This window comes from Halobacillus amylolyticus (assembly GCF_022921115.1).
In the GTDB taxonomy this organism is placed as follows: Bacteria; Bacillota; Bacilli; order Bacillales; family Halobacillaceae; genus Halobacillus_A; species Halobacillus_A amylolyticus.
In genome coordinates this window covers 2,113,145-2,128,053 of record NZ_CP095075.1, presented here as the reverse complement: position 1 = coordinate 2,128,053, position 14,909 = coordinate 2,113,145, and the positions used below count along the sequence as shown (strand labels likewise).

The 14,909-nt window shown below is 39.8% G+C and carries 13 protein-coding genes; 10 read left to right on the top strand and 3 right to left on the bottom strand.

Translation table 11 applies throughout. From position 1 onward, the window contains the following. Window positions 1–14: 14 nt before the first annotated feature. Entirely contained in the window at window positions 15–1,082 is a 1,068-nt protein-coding gene (locus MUO15_RS10920; RefSeq protein WP_245029243.1) for an amidohydrolase family protein, read from the bottom strand. 455 nt (window positions 1,083–1,537) lie between these two features. Here MUO15_RS10920 and MUO15_RS10915 point away from each other — a divergent pair, with 455 nt between their 5' ends. Next, window positions 1,538–3,079 (top strand): BCCT family transporter, encoded by a 1,542-nt coding sequence (locus tag MUO15_RS10915; protein ID WP_245029241.1) that lies wholly within the window; start codon window positions 1,538–1,540, stop codon window positions 3,077–3,079. A gap of 239 nt (window positions 3,080–3,318) precedes the next feature. Further along, a complete protein-coding gene (locus MUO15_RS10910) occupies window positions 3,319–3,837 on the top strand; it encodes a hypothetical protein (protein ID WP_245029239.1) in 519 nt (172 codons plus the stop codon). Between the two features lie 83 nt (window positions 3,838–3,920). Here the strand turns inward: MUO15_RS10910 and MUO15_RS10905 are convergent, their stop codons facing one another. Next, window positions 3,921–4,814 carry a CAP domain-containing protein gene (locus tag MUO15_RS10905; protein ID WP_245029237.1) on the bottom strand — a complete coding sequence of 298 codons (894 nt, stop codon included), beginning with the start codon at window positions 4,812–4,814 and terminating at the stop codon, window positions 3,921–3,923. A 574-nt stretch (window positions 4,815–5,388) separates the two neighbouring features. On the opposite strand from MUO15_RS10905, the gene MUO15_RS10900 reads away from it, so the two are divergent. The 5 genes from MUO15_RS10900 (at window position 5,389) to MUO15_RS10880 (ending at window position 9,721) form a co-directional block, all read left to right on the top strand. Beyond that, complete coding sequence (locus MUO15_RS10900; protein ID WP_245029235.1) at window positions 5,389–6,396, top strand: DctP family TRAP transporter solute-binding subunit; 1,008 nt, start codon at window positions 5,389–5,391, stop codon at window positions 6,394–6,396. A 70-nt stretch (window positions 6,397–6,466) separates the two neighbouring features. Continuing rightward, window positions 6,467–7,033: a TRAP transporter small permease gene (locus tag MUO15_RS10895; protein WP_245029233.1), complete on the top strand. Its 567-nt coding sequence runs from the start codon at window positions 6,467–6,469 to the stop codon at window positions 7,031–7,033. Next, window positions 7,030–8,301: a TRAP transporter large permease gene (locus MUO15_RS10890; protein ID WP_245029231.1), complete on the top strand. Its 1,272-nt coding sequence runs from the start codon at window positions 7,030–7,032 to the stop codon at window positions 8,299–8,301. The genes MUO15_RS10895 and MUO15_RS10890 overlap by 4 nt, the downstream gene beginning before the upstream one ends. A 32-nt stretch (window positions 8,302–8,333) precedes the next feature. Next, window positions 8,334–8,591: an HPr family phosphocarrier protein gene (locus MUO15_RS10885; RefSeq protein WP_245029229.1), complete on the top strand. Its 258-nt coding sequence runs from the start codon at window positions 8,334–8,336 to the stop codon at window positions 8,589–8,591. A gap of 107 nt (window positions 8,592–8,698) precedes the next feature. Beyond that, window positions 8,699–9,721, top strand: a complete 1,023-nt coding sequence (locus MUO15_RS10880) for a LacI family DNA-binding transcriptional regulator (protein ID WP_449727845.1) — start codon at window positions 8,699–8,701, stop codon at window positions 9,719–9,721. A gap of 76 nt (window positions 9,722–9,797) precedes the next feature. Here the strand turns inward: MUO15_RS10880 and MUO15_RS10875 are convergent, their stop codons facing one another. Continuing rightward, complete coding sequence (locus MUO15_RS10875) at window positions 9,798–10,361, bottom strand: shikimate kinase (RefSeq protein WP_245029225.1); 564 nt, start codon at window positions 10,359–10,361, stop codon at window positions 9,798–9,800. Window positions 10,362–10,670: 309 nt separating this feature from the next. Between MUO15_RS10875 and MUO15_RS10870 the strand changes: the two genes are divergently transcribed. The 3 genes from MUO15_RS10870 to MUO15_RS10860 are packed head-to-tail and all read left to right on the top strand — an operon-like array spanning window position 10,671 to window position 14,903. Further along, entirely contained in the window at window positions 10,671–12,101 is a 1,431-nt protein-coding gene (locus MUO15_RS10870) for an aldehyde dehydrogenase family protein (protein WP_245029223.1), read from the top strand. Window positions 12,102–12,146: 45 nt separating this feature from the next. Further along, the gene (locus MUO15_RS10865) at window positions 12,147–13,139 is read left to right on the top strand and encodes a zinc-dependent alcohol dehydrogenase (RefSeq protein ID WP_245035971.1); all 993 of its coding nucleotides are present in this window, start codon (window positions 12,147–12,149) and stop codon (window positions 13,137–13,139) included. A 3-nt stretch (window positions 13,140–13,142) separates the two neighbouring features. Further along, window positions 13,143–14,903, top strand: a complete 1,761-nt coding sequence (locus MUO15_RS10860; protein ID WP_245029221.1) for a thiamine pyrophosphate-binding protein — start codon at window positions 13,143–13,145, stop codon at window positions 14,901–14,903. Window positions 14,904–14,909 lie beyond the last annotated feature (6 nt).

Sequence of the window (14,909 nt, the reverse complement as noted above, 5' to 3'; positions counted from 1 at the left end):
CTTAGTTCCTCCTGCTACTTTAATTTTGGATAGAATGCTCTTGCATTCTCAGAAAATATCTTTTTCTTGAGATCAGGGTCCAGGCTCGGTAGTGAACGATGCGGCGAATCAAAATCCCAATGGGGGTAGTCGGTGGCAAAGCAAATCATTTCATCTGAACCCATCTGATCAATAACGGATAGGAAATCCTTTTTATTTAATTCTTCTGATGGTTGGGTGCAAAAACGAACGTGTTCTTTCATAATTTCGCTTGGTTTTCTCTTGATCCAAGGCACTTCATGGCGAAGATCGTTGTACTGTTGATCGAGCTTCCACATCAAGTGTGGAACAAAGGTAAATCCACCTTCAATCATCATCAGCTTAAGTTTAGGAAACTTCTCAAATACACCGTTAAAAATCATGTTCGTTACCTGCATCATGTGAGAAGTAGGCAGGAGGCTGTGCCATTCTATAAAGTATCTTGGCCATTTACCAAAGTAAATTGGAGGTTCATTGTGATGCATGCCGATCATCAAATCATGTTTTTGGGCAGCCCCATAGATAGGGTGATAGTAAGGATCGCCCCACATCTTATCATCGATAGGTAATAAGATTTGAACCATCTTTGGATGTGATCCAACTCTTTCTATTTCACGAATGGCTCCATCGCGGTCCTCAGCATTAATGTGGACAGAACCGTAAAGTCGCTCGTCCTTTTCCAACCAGTTTTCTATTTGCCAGTCATTGTAGGCCGAAGCTAGTGCTGTTGCCATCTCATACCAGCCGTGCATAGAGGATGGTGAGGGATCAAGAGCCCCAGTTAGAATGCCGTACTCATGACCAATGTCATCAAGCAGTTGTTCCTGCATGAACGGTAGATCGGATCCAGCCGGTCTGCCATCTGGTACGACAGCATCGGCGCGGTTAACACCTGCTACAGACGGCTGTGTATAAGGCATGTGTTTTTCTTGAATCCAATTCGCATCCTCGATATACCTTCTATATGGATTTTCTAAATACTTGAATAAGTCTTTGTAGGTCGCACTTTCGTGGATATCAACGTCAATAATTCTTTTCTTTGGTGGTTGATTGTTGTTACTCACACTAAAACCTCCCGTTTGTTTTTTTATCGTATCTAGCACTATAGCAATATCTTTATGAAAGCCCAAACCCCAAAAAAAGCTGTGAGTGACACTCAGTGAGTTCAGTAACGCTCAGTGAACGTCAGTAAAGCTCAGTAATGCATTTTCATTTTTCTCAAAATCCAAATACCCGTTGCTGTAACCTGGATTATCCATGCATTTTCCTAAAAAGATGTTTTTGCGACTATGCCAACAATTGTCGAGAAATATGTATAATTAGTAGAAAGACTTACGACTGGCCGTACCTTTTTATGTTTGTTTATAACCACGGATCAAGCGTAGTTTCTATTACTTAATCCGTTAACTATTGTGTGAAAAATGAAATAAAGAACACTTGGTCCGTTTGGCACTTCTATTAATGTGTGCTAGTATATTAAACATTCGACAAAAAAACACAATACATGAGAGGTGATACGGTGAAGAATGTAACAATAGTATTTTGGAATGCCCTCGCTATTTGTGCGGCGGTGGTTATCTGGGGTGTCATCGCACCTGATCAACTAGAGTCAGTAACGGCAAAGGTAACCTCATATATTTCCGTAACATTCGGCTGGTATTATTTGTTGATTATCATGTTAATGCTGGCCTTTTGTATCTATTTGATTTTTTCTCGGTTTGGCAAGATTAAATTAGGAAAAGAAGGCGATAAGCCAGCCTTTAGTTTGCTTTCCTGGTTTGCCATGCTCTTCAGTGCAGGCATGGGGATAGGGTTGGTTTTTTGGACAACTGCTGAACCGATTTCCCATGCTTTCAAAAGCACACCGGGGGCAGAAGCTGGGTCTGATCAAGCAATAAAGGAAGCGCTTCAATACTCCTTTTTTCACTGGGGTGTTCATGCCTGGGCCGTTTATGGAATCGTGGCTCTGGTGCTAGCATACTTCAAGTTTCATAGGGGTTCGCCGGGATTAATAAGCGCGACACTTGAGCCCTTATTCGGGAAAAAAAGCATGCGTGGTGTACCAGGAAAAGTGATTGATACCCTGGCTGTTTTTGCTACAGTAGTAGGTGTGGCTTCCACACTAGGTTTTGGGTCAGCTCAAATTAACGGTGGGCTGTCATTTTTATTCAATATCCCCGTTAACTTTGGTGTCCAACTATTGATACTTGTCATTTCTACCGTTTTATTTATTGGTTCAGCCTGGACAGGTATTGGCAAAGGGATCAAGTATTTAAGCAACATCAATATGGGTCTGGCCTTTGTCTTATTGCTTCTCCTTTTAGTAGTAGGACCGACGTTATACATATTAAATATGTTTACGAGCACGCTAGGCGGCTATATCACTAACTTCTTCGAGATGAGTTTTCATCTAGCTCCGTTAAATCAAGAAAGTCGGACGTGGATTAACAACTGGACCATCTTTTATTGGGCATGGTGGATTTCCTGGGCACCATTTGTGGGGATCTTCATTGCAAGAATCTCTAAAGGGCGTACAGTCAAAGAATTCATGCTTGGTGTACTGATCGTTCCATCGCTATTATGCTTTGTCTTTTTTGCCGTATTTGGTGTCTCTGGACTCTATCTCGAGCAAAACGGTATTACGACCATTTCCGAATTCCCTTTAGAAACAGCAACCTTTGGGATGCTTCAGAATTATCCAATTGGTGAGCTCATGTCATTTATAACAATTCTGGTCGTAGCGATCTTTTTCATAACATCCGCAGATTCAGCAACCTTTGTTTTGGGAATGTTGAGCACTTCGGGTTCCCTGAATCCATCCAATTCTGTAAAAATCGTTTGGGGTCTGGCACAGTCAGCGATGGCGGCTATTATTGTGTACTTTGGAGGAACCACAGGGCTGCAAAACGTGCTGATCATCGCAGCATTACCTTTCTCTGTCGTCATTCTGTTAATGGGACTATCTTTCTATAAAATTGCAAGAAAAGAAGTGAGACCAAAGCGCGAGAAAAAGAGAAAGCCTTCAGCTGAAAGGGATGATTCAACCCTTGCTAAAGAGTGAAAAGATTCGTAGAGATGATCTTTTTGCCATTAAGATAGAGGGTTTGAACTAGTTCACTAAGAAAATAATTCAAAATAGACAGGGCGTTCCCGTTTAATGGGGCGTCCTTTTTCTGTTAATTCCTTCATCATGAGTTTATTCCCGCCTGTTCCATTAATATAGCAATATAAATTAGCCTTTATCAACATACCTATATGTGTAAGGAGAAAGAATCACGCTTCAATAAAGGAGGAGGATTCTTGAATAACTGTGAAGGCTTTTGGAATTGTATTTCACCCGATGCGTGGATTACAAGCAGTGGAACGTTAACAGGGGCATTCTTAGGTGCGTTCATAGCGGGAATGATTACATTGATTGCTAATAAAAAGATGATGAATGGACAGGAAAAACTCAGAAAAAGAGATAAAGACGACTATTTTAGAATTATTGCTCAGCAATTTATTGATCAGTTTGAGTTAGTAGATTCTATGATTCAAATGGTAGTTGAGACGGGGTTTGAAGAGAAAAGAACAAAAGAGACCGGAATTTCTATATCTGAAAAAGTGAAAAATATCGATGCAGCAGTCGATATTAAAATCATGAATCCAGCTGATTATAAGCTCCTGTATAAGCTGCTAGAAGGACATAGGTATATCTCCTATGAGTTAATATATTTGTCGAATGAAAGGCCCCCAAATGCAGAAGTCATAAATATAATTCGCAAAGAGCTGAGCAACACGTTGGCACAATTAAAGGATCGGGTTATGAAGAAAAGCTAGTTACGTGCATACTCACTCATAAACAAATAAACCCACCGAGAAGTGAAGTACTCGGTGGGTTTGCTAGTGTAGCCGAAATCTAATTATTTACCAATGAACATTTGAGTCCAATAGTTTCCTTGTTCAGCATATCCTACTCCAATGTGAGTGAAAGAAGGATTCATAATATTTTCACGGTGTCCTTGACTGTTCATCCACCCCTGGACAACTTGCTCGGGAGAAGTTTGTCCCATAGCAATATTTTCACCCGCTGTAGTATAGTCGATTCCGTATTGTTTCATCATATCGAACGGAGATCCGTAAGTCGGGCTTGTGTGTGAGAAGTAATCGTTTTGCTGCATATCAAGTGACTTATCTTTTGCCACTTTGCTTAATTCAACATCCAATTCTAGTGGTGCTAATCCTTCTTGAGCACGTTCAGCATTTGTTAACTCTACTACCTTTTTCTCAAAAGCGGATACACTAGAGTTTTCAGCTGATTGCTGCGTGTTTTCCTGAGGTTGTGGTTTCGGTTGTGCTTGAGCTTGTGTAGGCTGCTCTGCAGGTTCAGTTGGCTGCGGCTCAGCTTTAGTCGGTGCATCTGACTTTTCCTGCTGCGGCTCAGCTTTAGTCGGTGCATCTGACTTTTTCTGTTGTGGTTCAGCTTTAGCTGGTGCATCTGGTTTTTCCAGTTGTTGCTCAGCCTTCGCAGATTCATGTGATTTTTCTGGCTGTGTGTCAGCCTTTTGAGATGCTTCTGGTTGCTCTGTAGATTGATCAACTTGAACAGTTTGCTGCATTCCAAACTGTGCCAGTTCAATTTGTTTTAAAATGGATTGAACATTCCCTCTGTGTACATCTCCATTTTCTACGTGCCAACCAGTCACGCAATCTATATTAACGTCCTTTTGTACTACGGTTGAAGCTTGAGTATTAGCTGGAGCAAATAAAAGCGATGCCGCTACGGCTCCAGAAAGTATAAATGACATACTCTTCATGTTTCTTATTCCTCCTTGTAATGTTTTGTCTTTCCGACTCCTTCATACTATCATTCTATTTTTGTAATATATTAGGATAAATATGGGTTTAACTACTTGATTATTGTTAAAAAGTGTCCAATAGAAAAGTTCAAAGGAGAAAACATCAGCTACCCATTGATACCAATGAATTTACCTTTTTATTCCTATCCAGTTAGTGTGATGATGAATTGGAAGATAAATAAAATTACAGAAAAATATTAACAATGCATAAGTGTTGACAGGTATTAAAATTACTAAGTTTCTTTACTAATGTTACGACTATGTTACAAATATGACCGTTTATTGACGTGTAAGGTGCTTATTGTGAAGATTCAAATAGAAGTGTTTTTCTCTTACTTAAATAACTCGTCTATGTTGACATTACAATCGGTTACTTGGAGTCGATTTTGGCTTGTTTCCTAAAGTGTTCGTTGACATAAATTTCTGAAATTTGTTATTGAATATCGAAAATGATTCATGTACAATAAGAACAATCATGCGTAGTTAGATCGATCCAAGAATTAGATCGATCTAACAATGGGGAGGGGATTTCATGAAGAAAATAACACTCAGTTTATTTTTGGTTGGTATGGCAGTAATTTGTTCTGCATGTTCCATCGGTACTTTGGGAGCCTCAGGTGAAGAGGTTAAAACTATGAGACTAGCTGTAGTCACTTCTGAAGATCGTTCTTTAACAAAAGGGCTATATAAATTTCAAGAAATTGTTGAGAAAAAAACGAACGGGAAAATCAATGTTGAAGTCTATCCAAACGGAGTATTAGGCGGGGATAGAGAAGTATTGGAAGGTCTGCAACTGAACACGATTCAAGGAACTACAATCTCAACAGGCCCAATAGCTCAATTTGCACCACGCTTTCAAATATTTGATTTACCTTTTTTATTTCCTGATAAAGAAAGCGCTTACGATATCCTTGACGGTCCTATTGGGGATGAGTTGTTAAAAGACTTACCCGAACAAAATTTAATAGGCTTATCTTACATGGAGAATGGGTTTAGACAGCTTACTAATAATGTGAAAGAAATTGACAGTGTAGAAGATATTGAAGGTTTAGATATAAGGACACTTCAAAATGAGCTTCATATGGATATATGGTCAGAATTAGGAGCAAATCCCACACCTATTAGTTACACGGAGCTGTATCTAGCTCTGGAACAAGGGACTGTCGATGGGCAGGAGAACCCGGTTGGGAATGTTGTAACCGCTAACTTTTATGAGGTTCAACAATATTTAACTAAAACGAACCATGTATATAATGCGAGTGTATTTATGGTCAGCAAGCCCTTTTGGGAATCTCTTACTGAAAAACAAAGAGAGATTATGTCAAAGGCTGCTATTCAAGCTCGGGATTATCAAAGAGAAATTAATCAGAAAGAAAGTGAAGAAGCTTATGATTTCTTAAGAGAAAAAGGAATGACGATTACAGAATTAGCTGAAGAACAAAGGCAGGAAATGATTGAGGCAGTCCAGCCCGTTTATGAGAAATATAAACCGGTTGTCGGAGAGGATCTACTAAATAAAGTATTAAAGAAAGTCCAATAAATTTAGTTGTTCCGATTGAAGCACATGTTCAGAGTTTGGAAAGTCTCAAAGTTGAAAGGAAGGAGATCTTATGAAAGCAATTAAATGGTTAGACAGACACTTTGAAGAATTTTTCCTCGTTTTCTTTTCAGTCATTATGGTTACTGCTATATCATTGCAAATCTTTATGAGGTTATTTGGAGAGTCGCTAGGGTGGTCCGAGGAATTGGGAAGGTACTGCTTTATATGGCTTATTTATATGGGGATTAGCTATGGTGTTAAAAAACAACGGCATATAAAGGTTGATGTCATGCTTTTATTACTTAAAGACAAAGGGAAAGTTGTTCTGACTATGATTTCCAATGTAATATTTTTAGTTTTTGCCGTTTTTGTTGTTATTTATGGTTTTGAAATTGCTTATAAAATATTGGACTGGGGGCAAACATCACCGGGCCTAAATATTCCTATGGGGATTGTTTACTTGGCAACACCGGTAGGCATGGCGGTTACTGCCATTAGAATTATTCAACAGTTAGTTAAGCAGTATGCCTTTCTTACAGGTAAGGAAGACAAGGGAGAGGAAATGTTGGATAACGTAAGCAGTAGAGCAAACGTCCTTACCCATGAACAGGAAATGACAGGGGGAGGTAGAACATGACAGCTACATTGTTATTTGGTAGTTTCACAGTTTTGTTACTAATTAGTGTGCCAATAGGTATTGCTTTAGGGGTAGCTTCATTACTCACCCTTATTTTTACTAATACTCTTCCGGTTGAATATATAGCACAAACTTTAATCACTTCAGTTGATTCTTTTCCAATTATGGCTGTTCCCTTCTTTATCTTAGCTGCTGAAATCATGGGGAAGGGAGGAATATCTAACCGCCTCTTTAACTTGGCCAACACATTAGTTGGTAACAAAACGGGCGGCTTCGCAATGGCGACCATCATAACATGTATGTTTTTTGCTGCCATCTCGGGGTCGGGCCCAGCTACAGTAGCAGCGATAGGTGGGATTATGATTCCTTCTATGGTTAAAATGGGGTATGATAAAAAATTTGCTACTGCATTAGTGGCTGCTGCTGGTTCTTTAGGGGTGATCATACCACCAAGTATTCCTATGGTTATATATGGGGTTGTTGGAGGAGCATCTGTAGGGGATTTATTCGTTGCAGGCATTATACCAGGCTGTATAGTTGCCGCAGGTTTAATGATTTACTCCTATTTTTATTCAAAGAAGATGGGTTATAGAGGAACAGATGAGAAGTTTACTTTTAAGCGATTTTATGAAGCTGCATGGGATGCTAAATGGGCGCTGTTAATCCCTATTATTATTATTGGGGGAATATATGGAGGTATATTTACACCCACTGAAGCAGCAGCAGTTGCCGTAGTATATGGGTTAATTGCAGGGTTGCTTTTATACCGTGAACTTAAAATTAAAGATTTGCCAAAAGTTTTTGCCGACTCTGCTTTAACGACAGCTACAGTGTTGATTATTGTAGGGGCTGCGACAGTATTTGGGAGGTTATTAACAGTTGAACAAATACCTACCAAAGTGGCTAATGCAATGCTATCCATTTCAGAAAGCCCAATTATCATAATTATGTTAATTAGTTTGCTATTACTTATTGTTGGCTGTTTTATGGACACCTTAGCAGCCATCATCATTTTAACTCCTATCTTATTGCCAATAGCTAAAGAAATTGGATATGACCCTATTCATTTTGGGATTATTATGGTTGCAAACCTTGCTATTGGGTTTATAACACCGCCGCTTGGTGTGAATCTATTTGTTGGTTCCGGGATCTCCGGGTTATCGATAGAGTCTATTTCTAAAGCAATCGTTCCTTTCTTTTTAGTAATGATCGGTACATTGTTAATAATTGTATTTATTCCTCAGATTTCTTTAATGTTTTTAGAGTAAGATGGTAACTATAATTTAATGGAGGACTTAATATGAAAGAGAGCAAGCAAGAGATTATTGTCAACATAAGCGAGGATCAAACCATTATTGAATTAAGTGATAGACTCCAACCCTATGAATCCGAAATATTTCTTAAGAAAATATATCAAGGAAGTATTTATGAGATTAATTTAAAAAGTTTCCTAGGTTTGATTACACTTAAAATAAAGAATGGAGACAAAATTTGGGTTCGTGCAACGGGTACGGACTGCGAAGAGGCATTGCAATCAGTAGTTGATTATTTAACATAAACGAAACTAATCAGAAGCACTTCACCTCAATAGGGAAGAGCCGCAAATTGACAGTATAAATCAATGACCATATAATCAAATGTAAATACTAATTTGTTTCTTTTGAGGTGAACAATTTGAGTCAGAAAAAAGCTCGCGTTACTTTGAAACAGGTGGCGGAACATGCTGGAGTATCTCGAGCGACCGCTTCACTTATCGTACGTAACAGTCCAAGCATTTCAGAGCCTACTAGGGAAAAAGTATTGGCCTCCATGGAGGAGTTAGGATATGTTTACGACCGTGTGGCTGCGAACCTAAGAGGGCAGACTTCTACCACAGTAGGATTGATTATTACTGATATCGCTAATCCTTTTTTTAATGAATTGTTAGTAGGCGTCCACAATAGACTAGAAGAAGATGGTTATACAGTTATCTTAGGGACCACGTTTGACATGGAGGATAAACAAAAGAAGCTTATTTCTACTATGATGGAACATAGGGTAGGTGGGATTATCCTCTGCCCAGTATCCGATAGTTCATCGATAAATGTGGAAGAGCTGCAAAGATGGAATCTCCCTATAGTTACTGCGGTTAGAGAAATAGAGGGCCTCGCTTGTGATTATGTAGGTATTGATTACGCAGAAGGTGCCCAAATGGCAGTAGAACATCTCATTAATAAGGGTCATCAAAGAATTGCGTTTGTCGGTGGAAATTCAGAGTCCTCTGCATGGCAAAACCGTAAGAAAGGTTATATGCTTGCACATAAAAAAGCGGAAATAGAAGTAGATGAGTCACTGATAGTAGGGAGTTCTGCTGAAAGATCAGGTGGGGTGGAATCGATCGAATGTGTACTGAAAGAATCAGATCCACCTAGTGCAGTTTTCTGCTTCAATGACTTAGTTGCTTTCGGTGTGATCGAGGGTTTACGCAGGGCTGGTTATCAGCCTGGTAAGGATGTGGCAGTGGTAGGGTTTGATAATGTAGAAGAATCTGCAACATTATCTTATCCGTCATTGACGACGATTTCTTCTCATGCAAAGGTTATCGGCAGTAAAGCAGCTGATTTACTGCATCAGCGGATAAATAATAACGATGTAGAGCAGCAGCGCATTATCCTACACCCGGATCTGGTGATAAGAGAATCCTCCTGATTACGTGATTAAGAGAATACCAAAAAGCAGATGGCTCTCCAAGGTGAGAGCCATCTGCTTTTTTGATAGATTCGGATTAATCATATAAATTCCAGGCCATTTTTAACGAATCTGTAATATAATCGGCGACCTCTTCTTCATCAAGTCGGTCTGTCATTAGCTTAGAGTTATGGTCAGAGTAGGTATCTTTTCTTTCGTGAAATAACATTTCTATTTCTTCAATCGTTCTTCCTTGCAACACCGGGCGGCTGTCTACTAGAATACTAAGCCTCTCCTTCCAAGAATCCCATGAGATATCCAAATAGAAGACAATACAGTTAGCCAAGCAGAAATTACGAATCTCTTCTTGCAAGAATGCTCCTCCACCAAGTGATATAATCTTCAGCCTCTGTTGGCAACATGCAATAATAAAATTTTTTTCTTCTTCCCGAAAAGCTCTTTCACCAATTGTTTTAAAGATTTCGGAGGTGGACATTTGATATTTATTTTCAATTTCCTGGTCAACATCAATAAAGCTTCGGTGAAGTTTGTTGGCGACCAACCTGCCAATTGTGGTTTTACCGACGCCCATAAAACCAACAAACACGATACTTTTTTCTCGTAGTGGGATTTCCCTTAATGAAGTACTATTGTTTACCATATGAAAGCATCCTTTAGTTTATAAAAGTTGGATTGATTATAATACATTTAGCAGTGAATGTGCAAAGATTATATGGCTAACAAAAAGTTCAGTGTATACGCGATCCCCCTTGTAAAGGGCCCTCCTTTTGAAGTCTGATCAATGTTGATCGCCAACGTTGTATAAAAAGAACAATGATGGGTATTGATATTTTTAACTTTCTGTCGTATTATATTGATAACGGTTTCATTAGATCGATCTAACTAAAAGGAAAACAGAAATCAGATGAGCCTTTTAGATCGACCAAATAGGGAGAGAGGGTGAGTATAAATGAATCTTAAAGCACAACCTTTTATAGCAGGAGAGTGGATCTCTGACGACCGCGAAAGCTTAGAAATAAAAAATCCATTTACTCAAGAGATTATTGGACAACAATACTTAGCTACAGAAGAAGATGTAGAGCGAGCTCTTTACGCCGCTTATTCAAGTAAAAAAGAGATAAGGGATATTCCATCCGTTAAACGTGCGAAGATTTTGAAAAAGGCTTCGGAATTGCTGGAACAAAATAAAGAGAAGTTTGCTAGGATTATTTCTAGTGAATTAGGGAAGCCATTAAAAAATACATTAGGTGAAGTAGATCGATCCATTGAGACTTTAGAATTGTCTGCTGAAGAAGCAAAGCGGCTTCACGGAGAAACGTTGCCAGGCGACGCCTCGGAAAGAGGATTACACACTATTGCCTCAACTCATCGCGTTCCCGTTGGTGTAGTAGCAGCGATCACTCCTTTTAATGCACCACTGAACCTAGTTTGCCACAAATTAGGTCCTGCCTTTGCTGGCGGTAATACAACCATTTTAAAACCTGCACCGCAAACGACACTTATTGCTACAGAGTTGTTGAAGTTGTTGCTTGAAGCCGGTTTTCCTGAAAACTCTGTGAACATGGTGCTTGGCGGGGTGGACACAGGCCAACAAATAGTAAGAGATGATCGAGTAAATGTCATTTCATTTACTGGAGGTACAGTTGCAAGTAGGAACATTTGTGAAATAGCCGGGATTAAAAAAGTACTATTAGAGCTAGGTGGTAATGCAGCTACGATCGTTCATGAAGATGCCAATATAGCAGATGCCGCCCAACAATGTGCGAAAACAGGATACAGTAATTCCGGACAAAGCTGTATTTCTGTTCAAAGGATCTATGTGCACAAATCTGTATTGGATGATTTTGTGCCCCAATTAAAACAAGAAGTGTCCAAACTAAAGGTAGGAGATCCCCTGCTCCCCGACACAGATGTTGGTACTTTAGTAGATGAAAAAGCGGCGGACCGTGTGATTGATTGGATTGGTGAAGCTGTCAGCTCAGGTGCTGAAGTACTAATCGGAGGAGAGAAAAAAGGCGCATCCGTTGATCCCACTGTCATTGTGAATCCTCCCAAGCAAAGCAAGGTGGTTTGCCAGGAGGTTTTCGGACCTCTAGTCAGTGTGATTCCTTATGAAAACTTGGAAGAAGCCGTTGAAGAAGCAAATGATTCTTTTTTTGGATTGCAAACAGGGATTTTCACAAACCAAATTGACCTAGCCTATAAGGTGGCACATGAACTTGAGGTAGGAGGAGTCGTTATTAACGGAACATCAAACTTCCGTTTAGATCATTGGCCTTACGGTGGAGTTAAAGATAGTGGAATCGGACGTGAAGGCCCACGCTATGCGATTCAAGACATGACAGAAAGTAAAATGATTGTATTAAAACTACCTAAATAATAATCTATTGCACGTTTTGAGCAGGAAGGATTGGCGGTGACAAAGATGTATGGATTATTTTTAAAGAACCCTAGTGATCTAGAATTAAGAGAATTTGCATCCATACCTACACTTCAAGATGATGAAGTGAAACTTAGGTTAATTTACGGAGGAATTTGTGGTTCAGACGTTAATGTGTACAAAGGGAAGATTGAGCATGCCAGTTATCCGGTTTCACCTGGGCATGAATTAGTAGGTGAAATCGTGCAAACCGGTGCTAATGTAAAAGAAAACATCGGCCAGCGAGTAGTCATTCAACCGAACTCTTTTTGTGGTGAATGTAACTATTGTAAGTCGGGCCAAACGAATATTTGTCCTGAGAAGAAGTCGTTAGGTGTGAATGTTAATGGAGGGTTTGTCCAAGAGTTTGTGATTTCCTCAAAATACGTTTTACCCGTTCCCGAAGAGCTAGCAAATGAAAAGGCAGTATTAATCGAACCGTTTGCTGTCATTGTTCACGCTTTCAAAAAGGTTTCCATCACACAAGGAACTACAGTAGCGATTATCGGATGTGGGGCGGAAGGGATGTTGGCCGTTGCTCTTGCCAATCATTTAGGAGCCAATATAACGGCCGTGGATATTAATCAAGAAAAATTGAACAAAGTCCAGAGCCATTATAATGGCATCAAAACGTGTTTGCCGGAAGATGTAGAAGCAGGAAAGTTTGATGTAGTGATTGAGGCAGCGGGAGCTAAACAATCGTTTGAACAAGGAGTCGATATTCTCAAACCAGGTGGTGCCATGGTCGTTGTGGGTATGGCACCAAAAGCGGAATTACCAGTAACACGGATGGTACGAAAAGAATTAACGTTATATGGATCGATCATCTACAACTTCCCGGATGATTTTTTGATAAGTATTGAGTATTTGCAAGAGGAAGACTTTAACGTTCAGCCGATTATCTCTGAAATTCTTCCTTTAAATGAGTATAAAAAGGCGTATGAATATGCTGCGTCAGGTCAATACGGAAAAATCATACTAAACTTTCAGGAGGCATAATAAATGGAAAAGTTAGTTTCGAACTTGCTAGTGAAATACCTCGAAAACAGAGGTATTGAACATATATTCGGTTTGTGCGGCCATACAAACATTGCGGTCCTTTCTGAACTTGAGAAGAGCTCCATTGGTTTTGTAAACGTTCGGCATGAACAAATTGCAGCACATATGGCAGACGGCTATGCGAGAGCGAGAAAACAAGCTTCCGTTGTGTTGAGTCATTTAGGACCAGGATTGACAAATGCAGCAACAGGTGTGGCTAACGCGGCATTAGATTCCATTCCAATGGTGGTGATTGCAGGTGATGTGCCGAGTCATTATTACGGGAAGCACCCACACCAGGAAGTCAACTTACATGCAGATGCTTCTCAAAACGAAATTTATCGTCCGTTCGTTAAGCGTGCTTGGCGTGTAGATCGCCCGGATTTATTTCCGGAAATCATGGAAAAGGCTTTTCAACTAGCTGAAAGTGGAAATCCCGGACCTGTCCTAGTGTCCGTACCAATGGATATCTTTTCTAAGAAGATTGATGAATCGTTATTTGAAAAAAATAACCATCACACAAAGTCGCTATCGAAACCATCGATCGATGATGAAAAGGCGAAAGAAATAATTCAAACACTCGTCGACGCAGAAAACCCATTATTTTACGTAGGTGGCGGCATCATACTGGCAGACGCGGCCCAAGAATTAAGAGAACTTGTCAATCATTTTGATATCCCGGTAGCTCACTCCCTAATGGGGAAAGGTGCCGTATCAGATGATAACGATCTAACTCTTGGTATGACTGGATTTTGGGGAACGAAATTTATCAATGATAAATGTAAAGAGGCAGACTACATTTTTGCACTTGGAACCCGTTTTGCGGAAGCGGACAGTAGTTCCTGGGAGTCAGAATATACCTTTAATATTCCATCGACAAAGCTGATTCAGATTGATATTGATCCAAATGAGATTGGCAGGAATTATCCTGTTGAAATCGGAGCTGTTGCTGATTTAAAACAAGCGTTGACTGTATTAAATCGTGTGGCTAAGGAGTTGGTGCCAGAGGGTTTGACAAATAATCAAATCAAACAAGAAATTGGCAATAATCGAAAAGAATTCACCGAAAGCAATAAAGAGCTTGAAGAAGATAACAGTTTCCCTATGATGCCACAGCGAATTTTAGCAGATGTACGCGATGTACTTCCGAAAGATGCCTATCTTACGACGGATGTAGGCTGGAATAAAAATGGGGTAGGACAACAATTTCCTATCTACGAAGCTGGATCCATTCTTACACCAGGAGGGTTTGCGACGATGGGCTTCGGCGCCCCAGCTGCAATGGGAGCTAAAGTTGCTGCTCCAGATAAAGTAGTTGTATCTTTAGTTGGTGATGGTGGATTTGGTCAAAATCCTGCCTTATTAGCCACGGCTGCCGAAGAAAACATTCCAGTCATTTGGATTGTTATGAACAACTCTGCTTATGGAACGATTGCTGGACTAGAAAAAGCTCATTTCGATACGACCCATGGAACAGTGTTTACAAAAGATGGTGAATCGTACACCCCTGATTATGCAAGTATCGCAAAAGCGTACGGGGTCGATGGGGTGAAAATTAATTCAGCAGAGGAATTTAAACCTGCATTACAACAAGCGATTGAATCGAACAAACCATTTGTTATAGATGCACCTATGATCAATAACCCAGTCCCTACAGATGGGCATTGGAACATCATGGATATTTACTCTCCTGGTAAGAAAGTACATCATGCAAGTATTAAATAATTTTCA

Coding starts and splice junctions, on each gene's coding strand:
- MUO15_RS10905 (WP_245029237.1), bottom strand. CDS start 4,814: ATGAAGAGTATGTCATTTATACTTTCTGGAGCCGTAGCGGCATCGCTT.
- MUO15_RS10900 (WP_245029235.1), top strand. CDS start 5,389: ATGAAGAAAATAACACTCAGTTTATTTTTGGTTGGTATGGCAGTAATT.
- MUO15_RS10895 (WP_245029233.1), top strand. CDS start 6,467: ATGAAAGCAATTAAATGGTTAGACAGACACTTTGAAGAATTTTTCCTC.
- MUO15_RS10890 (WP_245029231.1), top strand. CDS start 7,030: ATGACAGCTACATTGTTATTTGGTAGTTTCACAGTTTTGTTACTAATT.
- MUO15_RS10885 (WP_245029229.1), top strand. CDS start 8,334: ATGAAAGAGAGCAAGCAAGAGATTATTGTCAACATAAGCGAGGATCAA.
- MUO15_RS10875 (WP_245029225.1), bottom strand. CDS start 10,361: ATGGTAAACAATAGTACTTCATTAAGGGAAATCCCACTACGAGAAAAA.
- MUO15_RS10870 (WP_245029223.1), top strand. CDS start 10,671: ATGAATCTTAAAGCACAACCTTTTATAGCAGGAGAGTGGATCTCTGAC.
- MUO15_RS10865 (WP_245035971.1), top strand. CDS start 12,147: ATGTATGGATTATTTTTAAAGAACCCTAGTGATCTAGAATTAAGAGAA.
- MUO15_RS10860 (WP_245029221.1), top strand. CDS start 13,143: ATGGAAAAGTTAGTTTCGAACTTGCTAGTGAAATACCTCGAAAACAGA.